15 protein-coding genes and 2 pseudogenes are annotated in these 19,223 nt (G+C 69.0%); 11 read left to right on the forward strand and 6 right to left on the reverse strand.

Features of this window, described 5'->3' with window-relative positions; all coding sequences use genetic code 11:
- Positions 1 to 60 precede the first annotated feature (60 nt).
- The 4 genes and pseudogenes from DDF67_RS26485 to DDF67_RS13900 all read left to right on the forward strand — a co-directional run.
- Positions 61 to 501, forward strand: a pseudogene (locus DDF67_RS26485) (GAF domain-containing protein); the annotation flags it as partial.
- A 66-nt stretch (positions 502 to 567) separates the two neighbouring features.
- Positions 568 to 777 (forward strand): annotated as a pseudogene (locus DDF67_RS26490) (sensor histidine kinase); the annotation flags it as partial.
- Positions 778 to 789: 12 nt separating this feature from the next.
- On the forward strand, positions 790 to 1,257 hold the full coding sequence (locus tag DDF67_RS26495; protein ID WP_456297803.1) for a sensor histidine kinase: 468 nt from the start codon (positions 790 to 792) through the stop codon (positions 1,255 to 1,257).
- 103 nt (positions 1,258 to 1,360) lie between these two features.
- Positions 1,361 to 1,837: a hypothetical protein gene (locus tag DDF67_RS13900; RefSeq protein ID WP_109101463.1), complete on the forward strand. Its 477-nt coding sequence runs from the start codon at positions 1,361 to 1,363 to the stop codon at positions 1,835 to 1,837.
- Positions 1,838 to 1,896: 59 nt separating this feature from the next.
- On the opposite strand, the gene DDF67_RS13905 is transcribed toward DDF67_RS13900, so the two are convergent.
- Both DDF67_RS13905 and DDF67_RS13910 read right to left on the reverse strand, forming a co-directional pair.
- Entirely contained in the window at positions 1,897 to 3,375 is a 1,479-nt protein-coding gene (locus DDF67_RS13905; RefSeq protein ID WP_109101464.1) for a GMC oxidoreductase, read from the reverse strand.
- Between the two features lie 92 nt (positions 3,376 to 3,467).
- A complete protein-coding gene (locus DDF67_RS13910; RefSeq protein ID WP_109101465.1) occupies positions 3,468 to 6,350 on the reverse strand; it encodes a long-chain-fatty-acid--CoA ligase in 2,883 nt (960 codons plus the stop codon).
- A 262-nt stretch (positions 6,351 to 6,612) separates the two neighbouring features.
- On the opposite strand from DDF67_RS13910, the gene DDF67_RS13915 reads away from it, so the two are divergent.
- Positions 6,613 to 8,367: a response regulator gene (locus tag DDF67_RS13915; RefSeq protein ID WP_109101466.1), complete on the forward strand. Its 1,755-nt coding sequence runs from the start codon at positions 6,613 to 6,615 to the stop codon at positions 8,365 to 8,367.
- 152 nt (positions 8,368 to 8,519) lie between these two features.
- Here the strand turns inward: DDF67_RS13915 and DDF67_RS13920 are convergent, their stop codons facing one another.
- Entirely contained in the window at positions 8,520 to 10,019 is a 1,500-nt protein-coding gene (locus DDF67_RS13920; RefSeq protein ID WP_109101467.1) for a bifunctional aminoglycoside phosphotransferase/ATP-binding protein, read from the reverse strand.
- A gap of 147 nt (positions 10,020 to 10,166) precedes the next feature.
- Between DDF67_RS13920 and DDF67_RS13925 the strand changes: the two genes are divergently transcribed.
- The gene (locus DDF67_RS13925; protein WP_109101468.1) at positions 10,167 to 10,787 is read left to right on the forward strand and encodes a TetR/AcrR family transcriptional regulator; all 621 of its coding nucleotides are present in this window, start codon (positions 10,167 to 10,169) and stop codon (positions 10,785 to 10,787) included.
- Positions 10,788 to 11,073: 286 nt separating this feature from the next.
- Here the strand turns inward: DDF67_RS13925 and pdxH are convergent, their stop codons facing one another.
- The gene (gene pdxH / locus DDF67_RS13930) at positions 11,074 to 11,742 is read right to left on the reverse strand and encodes a pyridoxamine 5'-phosphate oxidase (RefSeq protein ID WP_109101588.1); all 669 of its coding nucleotides are present in this window, start codon (positions 11,740 to 11,742) and stop codon (positions 11,074 to 11,076) included.
- Positions 11,743 to 11,878: 136 nt separating this feature from the next.
- Here pdxH and DDF67_RS13935 point away from each other — a divergent pair, with 136 nt between their 5' ends.
- Complete coding sequence (locus DDF67_RS13935) at positions 11,879 to 12,586, forward strand: DnaJ C-terminal domain-containing protein (RefSeq protein WP_109101589.1); 708 nt, start codon at positions 11,879 to 11,881, stop codon at positions 12,584 to 12,586.
- A gap of 4 nt (positions 12,587 to 12,590) precedes the next feature.
- On the opposite strand, the gene DDF67_RS13940 is transcribed toward DDF67_RS13935, so the two are convergent.
- Both DDF67_RS13940 and DDF67_RS13945 read right to left on the reverse strand, forming a co-directional pair.
- On the reverse strand, positions 12,591 to 13,049 hold the full coding sequence (locus tag DDF67_RS13940; protein WP_109101469.1) for a hypothetical protein: 459 nt from the start codon (positions 13,047 to 13,049) through the stop codon (positions 12,591 to 12,593).
- Positions 13,049 to 13,864: a TIGR02587 family membrane protein gene (locus DDF67_RS13945; RefSeq protein ID WP_199229232.1), complete on the reverse strand. Its 816-nt coding sequence runs from the start codon at positions 13,862 to 13,864 to the stop codon at positions 13,049 to 13,051. Before DDF67_RS13945 ends, DDF67_RS13940 begins: the two co-directional genes overlap by 1 nt.
- 176 nt (positions 13,865 to 14,040) lie before the next feature.
- Between DDF67_RS13945 and DDF67_RS13950 the strand changes: the two genes are divergently transcribed.
- The 4 genes from DDF67_RS13950 (at position 14,041) to DDF67_RS13965 (ending at position 19,126) form a co-directional block, all read left to right on the forward strand.
- Positions 14,041 to 16,368: an alkaline phosphatase family protein gene (locus tag DDF67_RS13950; protein WP_199229233.1), complete on the forward strand. Its 2,328-nt coding sequence runs from the start codon at positions 14,041 to 14,043 to the stop codon at positions 16,366 to 16,368.
- Positions 16,369 to 16,517: 149 nt separating this feature from the next.
- Entirely contained in the window at positions 16,518 to 16,934 is a 417-nt protein-coding gene (locus DDF67_RS13955) for an organic hydroperoxide resistance protein (protein WP_109101470.1), read from the forward strand.
- Positions 16,931 to 17,380 carry a MarR family winged helix-turn-helix transcriptional regulator gene (locus DDF67_RS13960; protein WP_109101471.1) on the forward strand — a complete coding sequence of 150 codons (450 nt, stop codon included), beginning with the start codon at positions 16,931 to 16,933 and terminating at the stop codon, positions 17,378 to 17,380. Before DDF67_RS13955 ends, DDF67_RS13960 begins: the two co-directional genes overlap by 4 nt.
- Before the next feature lie 105 nt (positions 17,381 to 17,485).
- Positions 17,486 to 19,126, forward strand: a complete 1,641-nt coding sequence (locus DDF67_RS13965; protein WP_109101472.1) for an NAD(P)/FAD-dependent oxidoreductase — start codon at positions 17,486 to 17,488, stop codon at positions 19,124 to 19,126.
- Positions 19,127 to 19,223 lie beyond the last annotated feature (97 nt).

Genomic DNA, 19,223 nt, shown 5'->3' on the forward strand with positions numbered 1-19,223 from the left:
CTGGCCCAAGTTGAAATGGCGGTTCGGCGTCTCCCCTCGCCGGCAGTATCACAGGACCCGATGTTCACCAGCGACGAGACGGCCCGGCTGGCGGCCCTGCGCGAGTACGGCCTGGTCGACACCCCGCCCGAGGCGGCCTTCGACCGGATCACGGCCCTGGCCGCCGAGCTGTTCGACACCCCGATCGCCGCCGTCACCCTGATCGACGCCGACCGACAGTGGATCAAGTCGATCGTCGGGCTGGAGCCGGGCGGCACGCCGCGCGATGACGCCTTCTGCCACTACACCATCGAGTCCGACGAGGTGATGGAGGTGCTTGACCCCGAGGGCGACGACCGCTTCCGCGACAATCCCTTCGTCACCGACGATCCCAACATCCGCTTCTATGCCGGCGCACCGCTGCGGCTGCAGAGCGGCCATCGGCTGGGCGCGCTGTGCGTCATAGACAAGCGCCAGCGTCCGCCGCTGACCGACGAGGAAAAGCGCCGGCTGAAGGCCCTGGCCCAGATCGTGGTCACCGAGATGGACCTGCGGCTGCTCAACGCCCGCAACGAACTGCTGACCCGGCGGGCCGAAGCGGCCACCGAGGCCAAGAGCGAGTTCCTGGCCAACATGACCCACGAGCTGCGCACGCCCCTGACCAGCGTGATCGGCTTCAACGGCCTGCTGGCCGCCTCGCCCAACCTGCCCGAGCGCGAGCGGATGCTGGCGACCAAGGCCAAGTCGGCCGGCGAGAAGCTGCTGACCATCGTCAACGACGTGCTGGACCTGGCGCGGCTGGAAGCCGGCGTGATCAGCGAGACCGAAGAGCCGATCGACGTGGCCGAGGTGGCGCGTTCGGCCGTCGAGCTGTTCGCCGAGCGGGCGCAGACCAAGGAGATCGGCCTGACCGCCGAGATCGCGAGCGCCCTGCCGACGGTGCGCGGCGACGCCTCGCGCCTGCGCCAGATCCTGGTCAACCTGCTGGGCAACGCCCTGAAGTTCACTGAACTGGGCCAGATCTCCCTGCGCATTGCGGCAAGCGACGGACAGCTGGTCATGACCGTCACCGACACCGGCGTGGGCGTTCCCGCCGATCAGTTGGAGCGGATCTTCGAGCGCTTCGAGCAGGCGCCGGGCGCGGCCAGCCGCTTCGGCGGCACGGGCCTGGGCCTGGCGATCTCGCGCCGGCTGGCGCGGCAGATGGGCGGCGATATCACCGTCAGGAGCCAGGTCGGCGAAGGCTCGGTGTTTACCGTGACCCTGCCCGGAAGCTGACCCAAGGGGCCAACAACTTTACATAGAACGAAAACCGCTGCTCCATGCTCCTGAGGGGGGCGCTGACGATGGCCGGCTGCTCGATTGTCCAGGGAGAGCGGCCGTGCTGGCGAACGGAACCCAGATCGCGATCAGCGCGACGGAAACGAAGTCCATCGAAGACTTGCGAGCTGGCGACACGATTTGGGCGGCAGGACTTGGCCGGGACTGGAAAGCCGCCACCGTCCAGTTTTCCAGCGGGACGGGACCCGACTCGGCGTTCCAGGCCGTGCAGTGCATCCTCGACGGCGGCCGCGAGCTGATCTGCGTTCGACGTCAGAAGCTTCTCACCACGAGGGGGCTGCTGAGCACGGAAAATATCTGGCCCGGCGACAAGCTGATCCAGGCCGACGGCCAGACCGTCCAGATCGTCGCCTTGGCCCTAGGGACGTCCACTCGGGGAGAACACGCCGTCGCGACCTCGACCAGGCCGACTTCGAATCCAGAGGGACACCTGATCGTCGCGCAAGGCGTCATCGTTGCTGACTACATGCTCAGCGTCGGCTCTTGGTCGGCGCACCAGGAGGCGCCGGTCTCCTAGGTCGACGAGATCGCCTCGGCCCAGCCGCCTGAAACCTGTTCGCTGCGCAGGAAGGATCGCTAAGGCGACCCCATCCGGCCCATCAGGTGCTCGGCCAGCCGGATCGACAGGGTGATGATCGTGAAGGTCGGGTTGGAAATCCCCGTCGAGGCGAACACCGACGAGCCGGCGACATAGAGATTGTCGAGGCCATGGACCTTGAGGTTGGCGTCGACCACCCCCTGCGTCGGGTCGGCCGACATGCGAGTGGTGCCGATGTGGTGGCCGTTGACGGTCAGCCCTTCCTTCACGCTGGCCCAGGACTGGCAATAGACGTCGGCGCCCAGCTCGCCCACGGCGGTTTTGAACAGCTGGGTCGTCTGGTTGTAGGTCGCCTCGTCGCGGTCGCTGAGCAGCCAGGTGATGTGGGTCTGGCGCTGGCCGAACACCGGGTCGACCGTGTCGGCCAGGGTGACCCGGCTGTCGGGATTGGGGGCCATCTCGAAATAGTACTGGCCGTAGTTGGCCCAGAACCAGCAGTTGCCGATGCCCAGGCGCTTCTGCTCGTCGGCCGTGGGCGAGAAGCGGCCCGACACCCGCACGCCATTCTCGTCCTGCCAGGCGACGGGACGGTTGCCCACCAGGGCCTGGCCGCCCATGAGCCGGGTCTGGGGATCGGTGAGATAGGAGCCGCCGACGCCGATCACCTGGCCGTTCGACAGCGGGTGGCACATGAAATAGCGCCCGACCTGGTCGTGGTCGTTGCCGACGTCGGAAAGCAGCAGCTGACGGGCGTTCTCGACCGCGCCGCACGCCAGCACCACCATGTCGGCCTTGATGGTGAACTCGGTGGCCTTCCTGGGCGGACTGGCGCCGTCCATGCTGGCGACCTTCAGGCCGCGCACACTGCCCTGGTCCTGGTCGATTTCGAGCAGGGTGGCGTTGACGATCACGTCGGCGTCGCTGTCGCCGATCGTCACCCCGTCGAACGTGCGAGTGGCGAAGTTCAGGTAGTTCTTGCCGAGATACTGGTAGATCGTGGTGTCGAAGCCGGTCAGCTCGGGGACCTCGGCGTCGAGGATCGCGGCCCAGGTCTGCGGGCTGAAGTCGTCGCCATGCAGCAGGCACAGCTGCGCGGCCTTGGCGTAGTAGGGCTCCAGCTCGGCGCGATCGATCGGCCAGCCGGGGAAGCCCGGCCGGGCCTCGAAGTCGATGGGATCGAGGGGCCGCGACTGCCCTCCCCAGTGAGCCGAGGTTCCGCCGAACATCCGCTCGCGCTCCCACGGGCCGCCCGCGCGGTTGTAGGGCCGGATCAGGAAGTCGGGCTCGGTCTCGGCGAACTGGCCGTCGGCCTTGCCGGCGTACAGCAGGCTCTTGGCCGGCCAGGTCGGATCCAGGGCGCCGCCGGGGCTATCGGGGCCGCCCTCTATCAGCGTGACCTTCACCCCCGCCTTCTGCAACAGCCAGGCGGCCGTGATCCCGGCCGGGCCGGAACCGACGATACAGACCTGCGTGGCGATCACCGCGCCGTCGGCGATGTCCTTGCCATTGCGGAGCATGAGAGCCTCCCCCGTTCACTCCCATGCAACTTGCGGCACAAAACGCCCAAAGGTTGTATCAAATCACACACCCGGATGGGTGGACCTGCGATCTAGCCCTGGATCGCCTTCAGCAGGCCTGCGACACGGCCGCAGTTGCGGCCCAGGTCGCCGCCCTCGTCGCGGGCGATCGAGCGGACGTCCACGCGGGCGCCGCCAGCGTCGGGACGGACGCGCACCACCACGTCATCCTGCAGGCCGTACCAGAAGCTGGCGCCAGCGGCCTCGATGCGGCCCTCGCCGGGATCGTCGGTGACCAGCTTCAGCCCCTTGGCCTGGACCGCGGCCTTGGCGGCCTCGTAGGCGTCGGCGGGCGAGCGGGTCAGCACCAGGGTCTTGGCGGCCGGGCAGGTCTCGGCGTTGACCTCGGCCACGCGGCGGCCGGCGAACAGCTCCGAACCGACCGGCAGGCTGGGCTCGTCGAGCACCGGAGCGGCGGCCTCGCCACGCTGGGCCATGACGTTGTCCGAAAAGCCCAGCGGAGCCTTCCAGTCGGTGGCCACGTCGCCGACCGGGGCGGCGCGGGCGCTCGTGCCGGTGGCCAGGAAGAAGACGCCGAGCGTGGCGACGGTGATCGCCAGGGCCAGCAGGGCGCGGCGCCAGTGACGCTGGACGCCGCCGATCATGGCGACGATCACGCCCAGCGCGCCAGTGCCCAGGCTCAGCCAGGCGATCGTCGGCGCCAGGTCGCGGGTCAGGAAGTCGTAGGCCACGGCCTTGTCGAGCAGGCCGGCCTTGCCGCCGAGCGCACCGACCACGACCAGCGCGGCCGGGGCCAGGGCGATGACCACCGCGCCGGTCAGGATCGGCGCGGCCCAGCCGCCCTTGCCGTCTGGCGAAGCCGTCTTGGCGGCCTTGGTCTTGCGCGGCCTGGCGCCGGAGAGCGGCATGGCCAGCGGCGCTTCCTCGGCGACGAACACCGGCGGGGCGTCGAAGGCGGCTTCCGGCGTCGGATCCAACGGCTTGTGCGCAGGCTCGACCAGCGGCGCGTGGGGGAAGACGTCTTCCGGCTCCGGCGGGGCGATCTCGGCCAGGTGAGCAACGGGAGCGGGCTCGGGATCGGGCAGCGAGGCGGCCAGGGCCTCGACGCTGAGCGGCGCCGGCTCGGGTTCAGGCGCCGCAGCCAGGGCGGCGACCACCTCCGGCTCGTGGACGGGTTCGACCGGGGCCTGGGGCGCCTCGTCGGCGACCTCTTCCGGCGCTTCGACCGGTTCGGGCGCATAAAGCACCTCGGCCTGGGCGCCGTCGGCGGCGGCCAGGGTGGCCGAGCCCGTCGCGGCCGAACCGATGGTCGGCAGGACATAGTCCTTCATCCGCTGGCGGATCAGCTTCTTGTCGATCTTGCCGGTGGCGCCCAGCGGGATCTCGTCGACGAACACGACGTCGTCGGGCATCCACCACTTGGCGATCTTGCCCTGCAGGAAGTCGATGAACTCTTCCTTCGTGGCGGTCTCCCCCTCCTTCAGCTTGACCAGCAGGATCGGCCGCTCGTCCCACTTGGGGTGCGCCACGCCGATGACGGCGGCCAGGGCGGCCTTGGGATGGCCGACGGCGATGTTCTCGATCTCGATCGTGCTGATCCACTCGCCGCCGGACTTCACGACGTCCTTGGCGCGGTCGGTGATCTGCATGAAGCCCATCTCGTCGATGGTCGCCACGTCGCCGGTGTCGAAGAAGCCGTCGGCGTCGAGGATCTTGCCGCCGGCGCCGCGGAAATACTCGGCGGCGATGATGGGGCCGCGGATCTTCAGGTGGCCGAAGGCCTTGCCGTCGTGCGGCAGCGGCTTGCCGTCGTCGTCGGTCAGCTTCAGCTCGACGCCCATGGGCGGGCGGCCCTGCTTGAGGCGGTAGGGGATCTGCTCGTCGTAGGACAGCTTCTCCAGCTGGTCGGTCATGGTCGACAGCGTGCCGACCGGCGAGGTCTCGGTCATGCCCCAGGCATGGACCACCTCGACGCCGTACTTGTCGTGGAAGGCGCGGATGATGCTTTCCGGGCAGGCCGCGCCGCCGATCACCACCTTCTTCAGGGTGGTGATCTTCGAACCGGTGCTCTCCAGGTGCTGCAGCAGCATCTGCCAGACGGTGGGCACGGCGGCCGAGAAGGTGACGCCCTCGGTCTCGAGCAGTTCGTGGATCGAGGCCCCGTCCATCTTCGCGCCCGGCATGACGATCTTGGCGCCGGTGGCCGGGGCCGAGAACGCTACGCCCCACGCATTGGCGTGGAACATCGGCACCACCGGCAGGATCACGTCGCGCTGCGACAGGCCCATGACGTCGGGCTGCATGGTGATGAAGGTGTGCAGGAAGTTCGAGCGGTGCGAGTACATCACCCCCTTGGGGTCGCCCGTCGTGCCCGAGGTGTAGCAGAGGCCCGCGGCCGTGCCCTCGTCGAACCCGCCCCAGACGCAGTCGGCCGACTGCTCGGCGACCAGGTCCTCGTAACACAGCAGGCCCTTGAAGTGCGGCGCCTCGCCGGCGAGCTTGAAGTCGGCCGGCATGTGGTCGCGGTCGGTGAAGACCACCACATGCTCGACATTGGGCAGGCGCGGAATGATCCCGGCGATGATCGGCAGGAAGGTCAGGTCGGTGAAGATCACCCGATCGCCGCCGTGATCGGCGATCCAGGCGATCTGCTCGGGGAACAGGCGCGGGTTCAGGGTGTGGCAGACCGCCCCGATGCCCATGATCCCGTACCAGGTCTCGATGTGGCGGGCGGTGTTCCAGGCCAGGGTGCCGACCCGGTCGCCCGGCTTGATCCCGAGGTTCAGCAGCAGGTTCGACACCCGCTTGGCGCGGTTGTGGATTTCGGCATAGGTCGTGCGGACGACGGGCCCCTCGACCGAGCGCGTGACCACCTCACGACCGCCGTGCCACTGGGCGGCGTGATCGATGATCTTGTCGAGCGTCAGAGCGCCGTGCTGCATCAAACCTTGCATCGAAACCGCTCTCCCGCGTCCTGCTTATCGTTGTTCAGGAGAGGCTAGCCGCGCCCGCCGGGCGGCGCAACGCATGGCGCGCCCCAGGCGAGCAAAGGTTTCCCCGCCGACTTTGCGCGCATCTGCACGGAGGCGTAGAGTGCGCGCCTGTATACACGGCCGCGCTGATCGGCCGCACGGTCCGTTCACTCCCAGAACGACGTTTTGCGGTTAGCTTCAGCACGGCCTGGTTCGCTCCAGGTGCGGGACGGGGTGCACGGCCATGCAATGGCTCGATGCTCTAGGCGCCGACGAACGGCTGGACGAGGTGGCGAACGACACGCGCCGCCTGACGGTGTCGCGCCTGGTCTCCGCCGCCCTGGTGGCCATGGTCGTCGGGATCGCTCTGGGTCCAGCCATGGCCGCCGGCTGGTTCGCCGCCCTGGCGGCGGGCGAGGCCCTGGCCTCGCTGGTCATCCGCCGCTTCACCGGCCCGACCACCGACCGCCTGCGGGCGCTGTTCGTGCTGGCCTCGATCCCGATCAACATCGTCTGGTCCTGGCTGGCCGTGGCGCTGTGGATGTTCCCGGGCCAAGACCTGCGGCTGGCGGCCCTGGGCGTCTGCGCGGGCCAGATCATCTTCACCCAGAACTTCCGGCACCAGCCGATAAGCCTGCTGGCGATCACCACCGCCCCGCCGCTGGTCTGCCTGATGGTGTTTCCGTTCGTGACCGTCGCGCCGCACGACATGGGCTCGCTGACCAACCGCTGGGCGATGCTGATGCTCGTGGCGACCACGATCAACGCCATGCTGCTGAACCGCGCCGCCGCCCGGAAGATGGACGAACTGACCCGCGGCCTGCGGCAGGAAAAGGAACGGGCCCTGGCCGCCTCGCGCGTCAAGTCGGTGTTCGTGGCGACCATGAGCCACGAGATGCGCACGCCGATGAACGGCCTGCTGGGCCTGGCCCACGCCCTGAAAGGCACGAACCTGGACGAGCGCCAGCGCGACTATGTGGAGTTGATGATCCATTCGGGCGACAGCCTGATGCAACTGCTCAACGACGTGCTCGACATCGCCCGCCTCGACGCCGGCGACGCCGAGCTGACCCCCTGCGACTTCGACCTGCACGACCTCGTCCACGCGGTGGCCGACACCTGGCGCGACATGGCCATGGTGCGGGGCCTGTCGGTGGACGTGCGCATCGACGCCACCGCCCCACAGCGGCTGCACGCCGATCCGGCGCGCATCCGGCAGGTGCTGGGCGGCCTGCTGTCGAACGCCCTGAAATTCACCCGCGTCGGCGGGGTGACCATCGAGGTCTCCAGCCAGGGCGACGCGCCAGACGGCCTGGAGACCGTGGCCATCCGCATCACCGACACCGGCCCAGGCATCGACCCCGCCTTCGCCGAGCGCATCTTCGAAAGCTTCACCCAGGCCGACGAAAGCGTGTCGCGGGCCTATGGCGGCATGGGCCTTGGCCTGACCATCGCCCGGGCGCTGGCCCGCCGGATGGGCGGCGACCTCAGCCTGGAGCCGGCCGAACGCGGCGCGCGGTTCCTGCTGCTGCTGCGCGCGCCCCGCCCCGAGGCTCCGCCCCTGCCTGCTCAGGCGCCCGAGATCACCGAGGACGACGGCGCGGTTCCTCGTGTGCTGATGGCCGAGGACAATCCGATGAACCAGATGGTCGTGCGGCTGATGCTGGAGGCCGCCGGCGTCGACCTGACGGTGGTCGAGGACGGCCGCCAGGCGCTGGACGCGCTGAAGGCCTCGCACTTCGACTGCGTGCTGATGGATATCAACATGCCGGTGATGGACGGGGTGACGGCGCTTTCCGAGATCCGCTCGGGCTCGGCCGGCGCGGCCGACACGCCGGTGATCGCCCTGACCGCCTCGGCCATGGCCGGCGACCGCGAGCGCTTTCTGAAGCTGGGCTTCGACGAGCACCTGGGCAAGCCGGTCAAGCCGCTGGACCTGATCTCGGCCATCGCCATGGCCGTGGACCGCACGCCTCCGCCGAGGGCGGCGGTGGGGTAGCGCCCGAAGATCCTCCCCCTGAAGGGGAGGTGTCGGCGAAGCCGACGGAGGGGGATGTGACTTCCCACCTCCCAAGCTCCCTCAGCTTCAGAAGGGACTTCCCCCTCCGGCCCTTCGGGCCACCTCCCCCTTCAGGGGGAGGATTTGGAGGTTCACCCCATCTGCTCGGCGAGCGCCCTGGCCTCGTCCTCGAAGGCGCTGACCGTGTCCACCCGGCGCCAGTCGATCTCGCCGGTGTCGCGCGTGAGCTGGCTTTCCAGCACGGCGACGTCAGCGTCGGAGGCGTCGTTGACGCGGGCGGCGACGCGGGCGCGCAGGACCTCGGCGGGGGCTTCCAGCCAGACGCCCTGGAAGGCGACGTCGAGCTTGGTGGCCAGGGCCTCGGCGCGGGCGCGCTGCTCGGGCTTGATGAACACGGCGTCGACCACAACCGAGCGGCCGGCCTTCAGCACGAGCTCGGCGTCGCGGAACAGTTCGTCATAGACCCTGTCGCTGACCTCGGGGGTGTAGGCCTCCTTGGGCAGGCGCTCCAGCGAGGGCACGTTCCACAGGCGCTTGCGGATCTCGTCGGTGCGCAGCACCACCGCGCCGGGGGCGGCGCCCAGGCCCGGCGCGCAGACGCGGGCGAAGGTCGACTTGCCAGAGCCCGACAGGCCGCCGGTGGCCACCAGGCTGACCGGCTTGGGGGCCAGGTGCTCGATGGCGGTGGCCAGATAGGCGCGGGCGGCCTCGTCGTCGCCGGTATAGGCCCAGACGTGGGTGCGCACGGCGGCTCGGACGCTGAGCATGAGCGGCAGGGCGGCCAGGCCCGTCCACAATCCCTCGCCGAAGGTGCGGGCGGCTTCGTCGAGATAGGCGTTCAGCACCCGGCCGGCGGCGTCGCGGCGACGGCGGAAGTCCAGGTCCATCAGCAGGAAGGCAAGGTCGTACTGCACGTCGATGTCCGACAGGGCGTCGTTGAACTCGATGCAGTCGAAGAGGATCGGCTTGCCGTCCTCGATCAGGATGTTCCCAAGGTGCAGGTCGCCGTGGCAGTGGCGGGCGAAGCCCTCGGCGGCGCGGGCGTCGAGCTGCGGACCCAGGCGCTTGAGGGCCAGGTCCGTCTCCTCGACCAGCCGCTCGACGGCCTGGGCGCCCAGCCGCGAGGCCAGGCCCCGCAGCAGGTTTGCGTTGGAGGCGATGGTGTAGCCCAGCGCCGAGACGCCGCCGCCCTGCGGGCGCAGCGCCGCGCCAGCGTGGAACTGGGCGATGGTGCGGCCCAGCGAGTCTTCCAGGGCGTCGTCGATGGCCCACGGCTGCGAGGCCAGCACGGATTCGCCGTCGAACCGGCGCATCTCCAGCAGATACTCGACCACCTCGCCGGCCCCGTCGATCTCGATGCCGCCGTCGGCGGTCCGGGTCAGCTGGCGCACGGCGCGATAGATATCGGGGGCCGCGGCGCGGTTGAACGACAGCTCGCGCTGCAACGACCAGCGGCGCAACTCCAGGGTCGAATAATCCAAGAAGCCGAAGTCGACCGGGCGCTTAACCTTGAAGGCGGACTCGCCCACCAGGAACACCCGCGCGCAGGAGGTCTCGATGGTCTGATCGGCTCTCGTACCAAGCCAAGCCGCCACTTCCTGTTCGCGCGCCGCTTCCGCGTCCTTGATCACGCCTTCAACCTTCGTCTTCGCCCGCCCGATCGGCGGCGCCCGGGCGTCCCATAGCGCAAAGTTCGGTGCAAGTCCTCGCGGACGCTTGCGCGATCTACTTACGCGATAGTAGCGTTTGACCATCACAGTCTGATGTTGAGGAACCCCATGCTTATCGGCGCCGGACTGAAACGGTCCGAGCACAAGAAGGCGGAGATCCTGGCCGCGGCTCGCGACATCTTCCTCAAGGAAGGCTACGCGGACGCCGGCATGGAGGCGGTGGCCCGCGCGGCGGGCGTCTCGACCGCCACCTTGTATGCTTACTTTCCAAGCAAGGCCGAGCTGTTCCGCACCGTTGTCGTCGACAGCGTGCGGACGATGGCCCAGCCGGTGCGCGAAAGCGCCAAGGCCGGCGGCGACGCCCGCGCCCGGCTGACCGCCCTGTCGCGGGCCTATGCCGAGTTCTTCGCCACCCCGGCCACGCGGGCGATGTTTCGGATGGTCACCGCCGAGCGGCGGCGCTTCGAGGGGGTGGCCGATCATTTCCTGGGGGCGGCCCGCGAGTCGCTGGGCGGGGCCGCGATCCAGGTGGTGCAGGAGCTGAAGGCCTCGGGCGAACTGAAGGTCGACAAGCCCTCGTGGGCGGCGGGCCAGCTGATGGGCATGCTCGACCACGCCACCCTGGTGCTGGGCCTGTCGGCCGGCGACGAGGTGCAGCCCGACCGCCCGGTCACCCAGATCGCCGAGGACGCGGTGGAGACGTTCCTGGCGCGCTACGGGCCGGGGTAAGGGCGGATCGGCTCTCCCTGGCTCTAGAATGTCGCCCCCTCACGCTCCGAGGCGCGGCCTTCATGAAGGTCTGACATGGGTGGTTAGCCGACCTTCCCAGTGCCACACTGCATCGGTGTGGTGGAGGGCAGAGGAGGCCCGAAAGGGCACCAGAGGGTAATGCTGACTGCGCCCAGGGACTTGGGCACCGCCCGCGTTAAGCCTATGCGCGGGCCTTAGCTCCACCGCACACCAATTGCCGCTAAGGGTCGTATGCGGTCATCGGGGCGCCCCGGGAAAGCGCCCCTTAGGGGAATAGCCGCTTCGTCGTCCAGGCGCCGTCGACGCGCTCGTAGACCAGGCGTTCGTGCAGGCGGAACGGACGGTCGCGCCAGAATTCGATGACCTGGGGGACGATGCGGAAACCTGACCAGTGCGGCGGGCGCGGCACCTTGCCGATCAGGCCGTACTTCAAGCCGGCCTCGGCGACGCGGCGTTCCAGCGCCAGGCGATCGGGCAGCGGACGCGACTGGTCGCTGGCCCAGGCGCCCAGCTGGCTGTGGCGCGCGCGGCTGGCGAAATAGGCGTCGGCCTCGGCCTCGCTGACCGGCTCGACGAGCCCGCGCACCCGCACCTGGCGGCGCAGCGACTTCCAGTGGAACAGCAGGGCCGCCTTGGGATTGGCCGCCAGCTCCTGGCCCTTGGCGCTCTGCAGGTTGGTGTAGAAGACGAAGCCGCGGCTATCGACGTCCTTCAGCAGCACCATCCGCGAATCCGGCATGCCGTGCTCGTCCACCGTCGAGACGGACATGGCGTTGGGATCGTTGGGCTCGGACTTGCCGGCCTCGGCCAGCCACTCGCCGAACAGATGGATCGGATCGCCCTCAGGCAGCAGCGGCGGCGGGGTGGCGGAAGCCACCTGGGCGACATAGTCGTCCTCGCTGGGCGAGGCGGGGATCAGCGGGGCGTCGGTCATGGCCTGGATATAGGCCCGTCCGCCCCCGGGGGCCATGCTTGACCGCTACCTACGCGCATCGACGCCGATCGCCGCACACGGCTCGCGAAGAAGTTAACTTAACGCCCCGTTGACCAAGTCGGCGCAGGGTCGCGGCATGACCGCCGCCTCGGCCCCTTCCCTGTCTCTTTCCGCCGCCCGTGCGATACTGGGCGTCGCGCCCGGCGCCGACGAGCGCGAGCTGCGCGCGGCCTATCGCGAGGCCGCCAAGCGCGCCCATCCTGATCGTCCCGGCGGCGACGCGGCCCTCTTCCGCGACGTGCTGACCGCCTACCGCATGCTGCAGGGCGTCGAGCCGCCGGCGGGCCTGGGCTTTCCGCCCGCCACCGTCCAGACCCCCGCCATGCCGAGCCAGGCGGTGCTGGAGATCGAGCCGGCCTTCGCCTTTTCCGGCGGCGCGCTGGAAGCCGACATCGCCGACCGCCGCCTGCGCCTGACCCTGCCTGCCGGCCTGCGCCACGGCGACACCGTACGCGTCGGCGAGACCCTCCTGATCGTCCGCATCAAGGCCGACCCGGCCGCCATGGTTCGCGGTCACGACCTGTGGCTGACCGTCCGCCTCGACGCCCAGGTGCTGGCCGAGGGCGGCCGCGTGGAGCTGGACACCATCATCGGCCCGCGCACCGTGTGGATCTCGACCAAGGCCGCCGAGCGAGGCCTCGTACGGCTGAACGGCCAGGGCCTGCCGGCCCGCGCCGCCCACGCCGCCGGCGACCTCTTCCTGCGCCTGGAGCGCACCGGCGCCGTGCACGAAAGCGCCGCCCGCTCGCAACTGAAGCGCTTCGCGGCCGCCTGGGCGGCGTGATCCCTCAGGAGGCGTCGGCGAAGCCCTTCGCCCGCAGCACCAGCCTGCCCGCCCGCGGATCGTGCTCGAAGACGAGACCGCCCTCGGCCCGCGAGCGTTCGGGGATGTAGTCCAGCGTCGCCTGGGCCGTCTCGGCCTCGCCCTGCCCGCTCAGCACGCCCTCGATCACCACCTGGGCGGCCGGAGAGCCGCCGTGGTTGATCGCATCGACCTCGGCGACGAAGCCGTGGGGGGTGGGCGTCACCGCCGTCAGCCGCACCTCGATGGCCGGCGGCGAGCGCTCGCCCAGCAAAGCATCCCAGCCGACGAAGCCGATGGCGACCAGGGCGCAAACCAGGCCAATGGCCGCCGAGATCCATTCCAGCGGCGGAATATCGTCGCTGGGCGGCTTGGCCTTGGCCGGCGGCTTGCGCTTTGCCGGGGCCGACTTGGTCGCTGGGCGGGATCTGGCCGTCGTCGCCATCAGACCACCAGCCGCGCAGTGGCCGCGCCCAGGGCGGCGGGAAAGGCCAGGACGATGGTCATGGTGGCGATCTCGTGCGGGGCGACGCCGTCCGTGCGTCCGAAGGTCCAGAGCAGGTAGAGGCTGACGATCAGCGCCACGCCGTAGCCCGGCGCGGTGAAGCCGACGAAAGTGCGCAAAAAGCCGCCTGCCTCGCGTCGCCGGCTCTCGCCCGGAAAGCCCAGACGGTAGACGAAGGCGTGCAGCAGCAGCACCGAAAGCGCCATCAGCAGCAGGGCCTGCAGCGGCCCCATCTGGTAGGCGATCAGGATCATCTCCTCGGTGGGAGCGACATTGAAGGCCAGGAACAGTGCGCCGACGGCCATCAGGAAGGTCTCGCCGAGGGTTCCGGCCTCGGATTTCTCGCGGCTGGAAGGCGATCCCTCGCCCAGCTGCTTTCCGGCCACCAGGGCGCCGATCGCGCCGGGCACGGCGCACAGGGCGACCTTGCCCAGATCGGCCTGCGAGAACAGGCCGTGGCGCCCCAGCACCCCGAACGTGGCCAGGAGCGCCGCCGACAGCAGGAAGCCGACGCCGAAGGCGGCCAGGGCGTCGAGCACCTCGTCCTTCAGGCGGAAGGTCGGCTCGAACCCGGCGTAGTACGACAGGCCCAGAAGCATCGGCAGCGACAGCAGCAGGAAGACGAGCAGCCGCGCCCGCTCCACCGCCATGCCCAGCGACCACATCTCCATGGTCATCAAGAGCGGGAACGAGAACAGCAGCGCGCCGCCGAACGCGCGGGCCAGGGCCCGGCCATAGACGGCGTTGGCGTGCAAGGCGGCTCCTCCGTGATCGCCCCAGATTCGCCGTTGCAACGGTCAGGCTTTTGAGGCGGTTCCCGATCGCCTTGGCCGCTCACGTGCGGATTTTCACAGCCTCGCTTACGACTTGAGATTGTTCTGCGCGTCCATGTCGCCCAAAAGGGATGACGGGCCGACCAAGGAGTAAGCTTATGGCGACGGCGCGCACCGCGCAGGTGTTCATCACCAACACGACCGATGGCGACGCATCGATCACCCTGTTCCACAATAATTCGGACTACGGCACCGAAAAGGCGGTCTGGACGGCGAAGCCGGGCCAGACGGTCGGGCCGATGACGGTGCACTTCAACACCGGGTTCGGATCGTTCACCGTCCTCGACTACTGGGCGTGCGAGATCAACGTTCTCAACGGCTCGACCCCGGGCCTGTATGAGAGCAGCGGCGTCCTTAACTACAGCAACTGGAAGGAATGCCAGCTGCAGTCGGCAGACGCTGGCCAGAACCTGACCTTCACGGTCGACACCCAGGGCTTCCGCATCAACCTGCGCTCGGGCGGCGAGTTCGCGAAGATGAACCCGGCCGAGCGCCGGACGGCCAAGGTCTGGGTGCGCAACGACACCGGCTCGGCCGCCACCATCACCCTGTTCCACAACAACAGCACCGACGGCACCCAGAGCGACACCTGGTACGCCCAGGCGGGCGAAAGCGTGGGTCCGCTGACCGTCTTCTTCCGCACCGGCCTGAACGTCGGGATGGTGCTGGACTACTGGTCGGTGAAGGTCGCGGTCGAGGGCGGCGCCTCGGCGGGCATCTACCAGAACGACGGCGCGCCGATCATCGGCATCCTGGATTCCTGGGCGCACTGGAAGGAGTGCCAGCTGCAGTCGGCCGACGTCGACAAGAACATCACCCTGTCGGCCAGCCTCAGCACATTCGCGATCAACCTGCCCTCGGGCGGCGATCAGGCGGCCATGCGCAAGGTCGCGCCGTACACCCCGATCGACAACGTCTTCGTGCTGATGCTGGAGAACCACTCGTTCGACAACGTCTTCGCCTTCTCGGGGATTCCGGGCCTGCGCGTCGCCACGCCCGCGAACGCCAACAGCTTCGAAGGCAAGAGCTACCCTGCCGGGTCGAACGCCCCGGTGGCCATGCCCACCGACCCCGGCCACGAGTTCAAGGACGTGGTCGAGCAACTGTGCGGACCAGGCGCGGCCCTGCCGAACGGCGGCCCCTACGGCCACATCGACAACTCCGGCTTCGTGGCCAACTACGCCACCAGCGCCTCGGAAGGCGGCCCGCCGCCGACGTCCGAGCACTGGGGCAAGATCATGCTGGGCTTCGACACCAAAAACCAGCTGCCGGTCACCTACCAACTGGCCACCAACTTCGCCGTCTGCGACACGTGGCACTCGTCCCTGCCCGGTCCCACCTGGCCCAACCGCTTCTTCGTGCACGGCGCCTCGTCGGGCGGCTGGACCAATTCGCCCGGCAAGGCCGACATGGCCGCATGGATGACGGTCGCGGGCTTCACCTATCCCAGCGGCGCCTCGATCTTCGACCGGCTGAACGGCGCGAACCTGGGCTGGCGGATCTATGCCGACGAGTACGGCACCCTGGCCGGCTCCATCCCCCAGGTCGCCTCGCTGAAGGGCGTGAAGTACAAGATCAACACCAGCGGCTTCTCGAACTTCGCCAACGACCTGCAGGGCCCCTACCCCTACGCCTACACTTTCATCGAGCCGAACTACGGCGACGTGACCGGCAACACCTACACCGGCGGGTCCTCGCAGCACCCGATGGACTCGATGGCGCGCGGCGAGGCCCTGATCAAGGCGACCTACGAGGCGATCCGCAACTCGCCGGTCTGGGAACGCAGCCTGCTGATCGTCACCTATGACGAACACGGCGGCTTCTACGACAGCGTCGAGCCGCCGGCCGCACCGCCTCCGAATGACGGCAGCCCCCTTGATTCAAGGATCAACACGGGCGGCTTCATGTTCGACCGCTACGGCGTTCGGGTGCCGGCCATCGTGATCTCGCCCCGCATCGGCAAGGGCGTGGTCGACCACACCCTCTATGACCACGCCTCGGTGCCGGCGACGCTGGAACGCCTCTATGGCCTGCAGCCGATGACCGACCGCGACCGCCTGGCCAAGGACGTTCTGCACCTGCTGACCCTGCCCGCCCCACGCACCGACTGCCCGACCGTGCTGGCCTCGCCGGCGCCGGAAGCGGTGGCCTTCGCCGCCGCCAAGGCCCAGGAGCCCCGCCCGGCCCCGAACCAGCCGATCCCGGACAGCGGCAATCTGCAGGGCTTCCTGCAGGTTCTGGCCAAGACCGACATCGAACTGGCGCGCGGCGATCCGGCGGCGGTCCAGGCCATCCAGGCCCAGGTCGCCCGGATCGACACCGTGGGCGAGGCCGAGGCCTATGCCCGGGCCGTTACGACGCGGGCCGAACTGGCGCGCGCCGCCCGCGAGGCCGCCTCGCATCCGCCGCCCCCGTCGGGTAGCTGATCGCTCGATCCCCCGAGAGACCAGAAGGCCCGGCGATCCCTCGCCGGGCCTTCGCATTTTCGGTGAAGGAAAAATCGCAGGGTTGGCCTTGAATTAATATCGCGCACGATTAAATCGCTCTCACCAATTCAATCGCAGGAGCGAACCCGATGAGCACTCTCTACCAAACCCGCGCCACGGCCACCGGCGGCCGCGAAGGCGGCGTCCGCAGCAGCGACGGCCTGCTGGACGTGCGCTTGGCCATGCCCAAGGCCCTGGGCGGCAAGGAAGACGGCACCAATCCCGAGCAGCTGTTCGCGGCGGGCTACGCCGCCTGCTTCCAGAGCGCCATGGCCTTCGTGGCCCGCCAGCAGAAGATCCCGCTGACCGCCTCGACCGTCACCGGCGTGGTGGGCCTGGCCGCGCAGGAAGTCGGCTTCAAGCTTGAGGTGGCGCTGGACGTTGAAACCCAGGGCCTTTCGCAGGAAGAGGCCGAAGCCCTGGTTGCAACCGCGCACCAGGTCTGCCCCTATTCCAACGCCACCCGCGGCAACATCGATGTCGCCCTCAACGTAAAGGCTGCATGACCTCGGACGCCGACAAAGCCCTGGACAAAGCGGTCGAGGTCTTGCGCCTCGACCGCCAGCTCTGCTTCGCCCTCTACAGCGCGGCCAATCGGGTCACGCGCCTGTACCGGCCGTTGCTGGACGCCCTGGGCCTGACCTACCCGCAGTACCTGGCCATGCTGGTGCTATGGGAGCACAGCCCGCGCACCGTGGGCGAGATGGGCCAGGCCCTGGACCTCGAATCCAGCACCCTGACCCCTCTGCTGAAGCGGCTGGAAGGCGCGGGCCTGATCGCCCGCAGCCGCGATCCCGACGACGAGCGGCGAGTGATCATCTCGCTGACCGACGCCGGCGACGCCATGCGCGACCAGGCCCTGGGCGTCGCCGAGCAGTTCTTCTGCAAGCTGGACACGCCGCTGCCGGAACTGGTGGACCTGCGCGAGCGGCTTAAGCGGCTGGCGGTCTGACCTATCGCCCCCTTCCCCTCGATGGGGGAAGGGCGCCCAATCCTGAAAGGTCTACGAAGACCTCTCCCCATGGCGCACGCGCTTCCAACCCGCTAAACCCGCGCCATGCTGCGTCTTTCCGAACTTAAGCTGCCCCTGGACCATCCGCCGGAGGCCATGGCTCCGGCCATTTGCGCGCGCCTGGGGATCGACCCGGCCGACCTGCTGGAGGTCAAGCTCTGGCGGCGCGCCCACGACGCGCGCAGGAAGTCGGCGATCCTGATGGTCTACACGGTGGACGTGGCTCTGCGTGACGAGGCCGCCGTGCTGGAGCGCTTCAAGGCCGACAGCCAGGTGCGCCCGACGCCCGACACCGACTACCGCTTCACCGCCCGCGCACCCGAAGGCTTCGACGGCCCGCGCCCGGTAGTGATCGGCGCTGGTCCCTGCGGCCTGTTCGCGGGCCTGATCCTGGCGCAGATGGGCTTCAAGCCCATCATCCTCGACCGCGGCAAGGTGGTGCGCGAGCGGACCAAGGATACCTGGGCCCTGTGGCGCAAGAGCGAGCTGAATCCGGAGTCGAACGTCCAGTTCGGCGAAGGCGGCGCAGGCACCTTCTCGGACGGCAAGCTCTACAGCCAGATCAAGGATTCCCGTTTCCTGGGCCGCAAGGTGCTGGAGGAGTTCGTCGCGGCCGGCGCGCCCGAGGAGATCCTCACCGAGGCCCACCCGCACATCGGCACCTTCCGCCTGGTGCACATGGTCGAGAACATCCGCGCCCTGATCGAGGGCCTGGGCGGCGAGTACCGCTGGCAGCACCGGGTGACCGACTTCGAGATCGAGGCGGGCGAGGACGGCCAGCGCAGGCTCAAGGGCCTGCACCTGTCGACCGGCGAGTATCTGGAGACCGAGCACGTGGTGCTGGCCGTCGGCCACTCCTCGCGCGACACCTTCCAGACCCTCTATGATCGCGGCGTCCACATCGAGGCCAAGCCGTTTTCGATCGGCGTGCGCATCGAGCATCCGCAGTCGTGGATGGACAAGGCCCGCTTCGGCGCCTGCGCCGGCCATCCGGACCTGGGGGCCGCCGACTACAGCCTGTCGCATCACTGCGCCAACGGCCGCACGGTCTACAGCTTCTGCATGTGCCCGGGCGGCACGGTGGTGGCGGCGACCTCGGAGCCGAACCGGGTGGTGACCAACGGCATGAGCCAGTATTCGCGCAACGAGCGCAACGCCAACTCCGGCTTCGTCGTGGCCATCGATCCCGAGCGCGACTATCCGGGCCACCCGCTGGCCGGCATCGAATTCCAGCGCAAGTGGGAGAGCCTGGCCTTCACCGCCGGCGGCGGCGACTACAAGGCTCCTGCCCAGAAGGTCGGCGACTTCCTGGCCGGCCGTCCATCGGAAGCCCTGGGCGAGGTCTCGCCCTCGTACAAGCCGGGCATCAGGATGACGGATCTGGCCGAATGCCTTCCGCCGTTCGTGCTGGAGGCCATGCGCGAGGCCCTGCCGATGTTCGGCCGCCAGATCGCCGGCTATGACCACCCCGACGTGCTGATGACGGGCGTCGAGACCCGCACCTCCTCGCCGATCCGCATTACGCGCGGCAAGGACGGCCAGAGCCTCAACACCGCTGGCCTGTTCCCGGCCGGCGAAGGCGCGGGCTATGCCGGCGGCATCCTCTCGGCAGGCGTTGACGGCATCAAGGTGGCCGAGGCGGTGGCGGCGGCCTATGTGGCCAGGGGCTGGGCGAAGGCGATCTGATCCCGCCTCGCTCTTTCCCAGCCTTGCGACGCATACTCGGCCCGAACAACGCCTGGAATATCGAAATTCAATTCAGCTATCGCAAAAAGAGCATCGC

Origin of the sequence: Caulobacter endophyticus, assembly GCF_003116815.1 — a bacterium.
GTDB lineage: Bacteria > Pseudomonadota > Alphaproteobacteria > Caulobacterales > Caulobacteraceae > Caulobacter > Caulobacter endophyticus.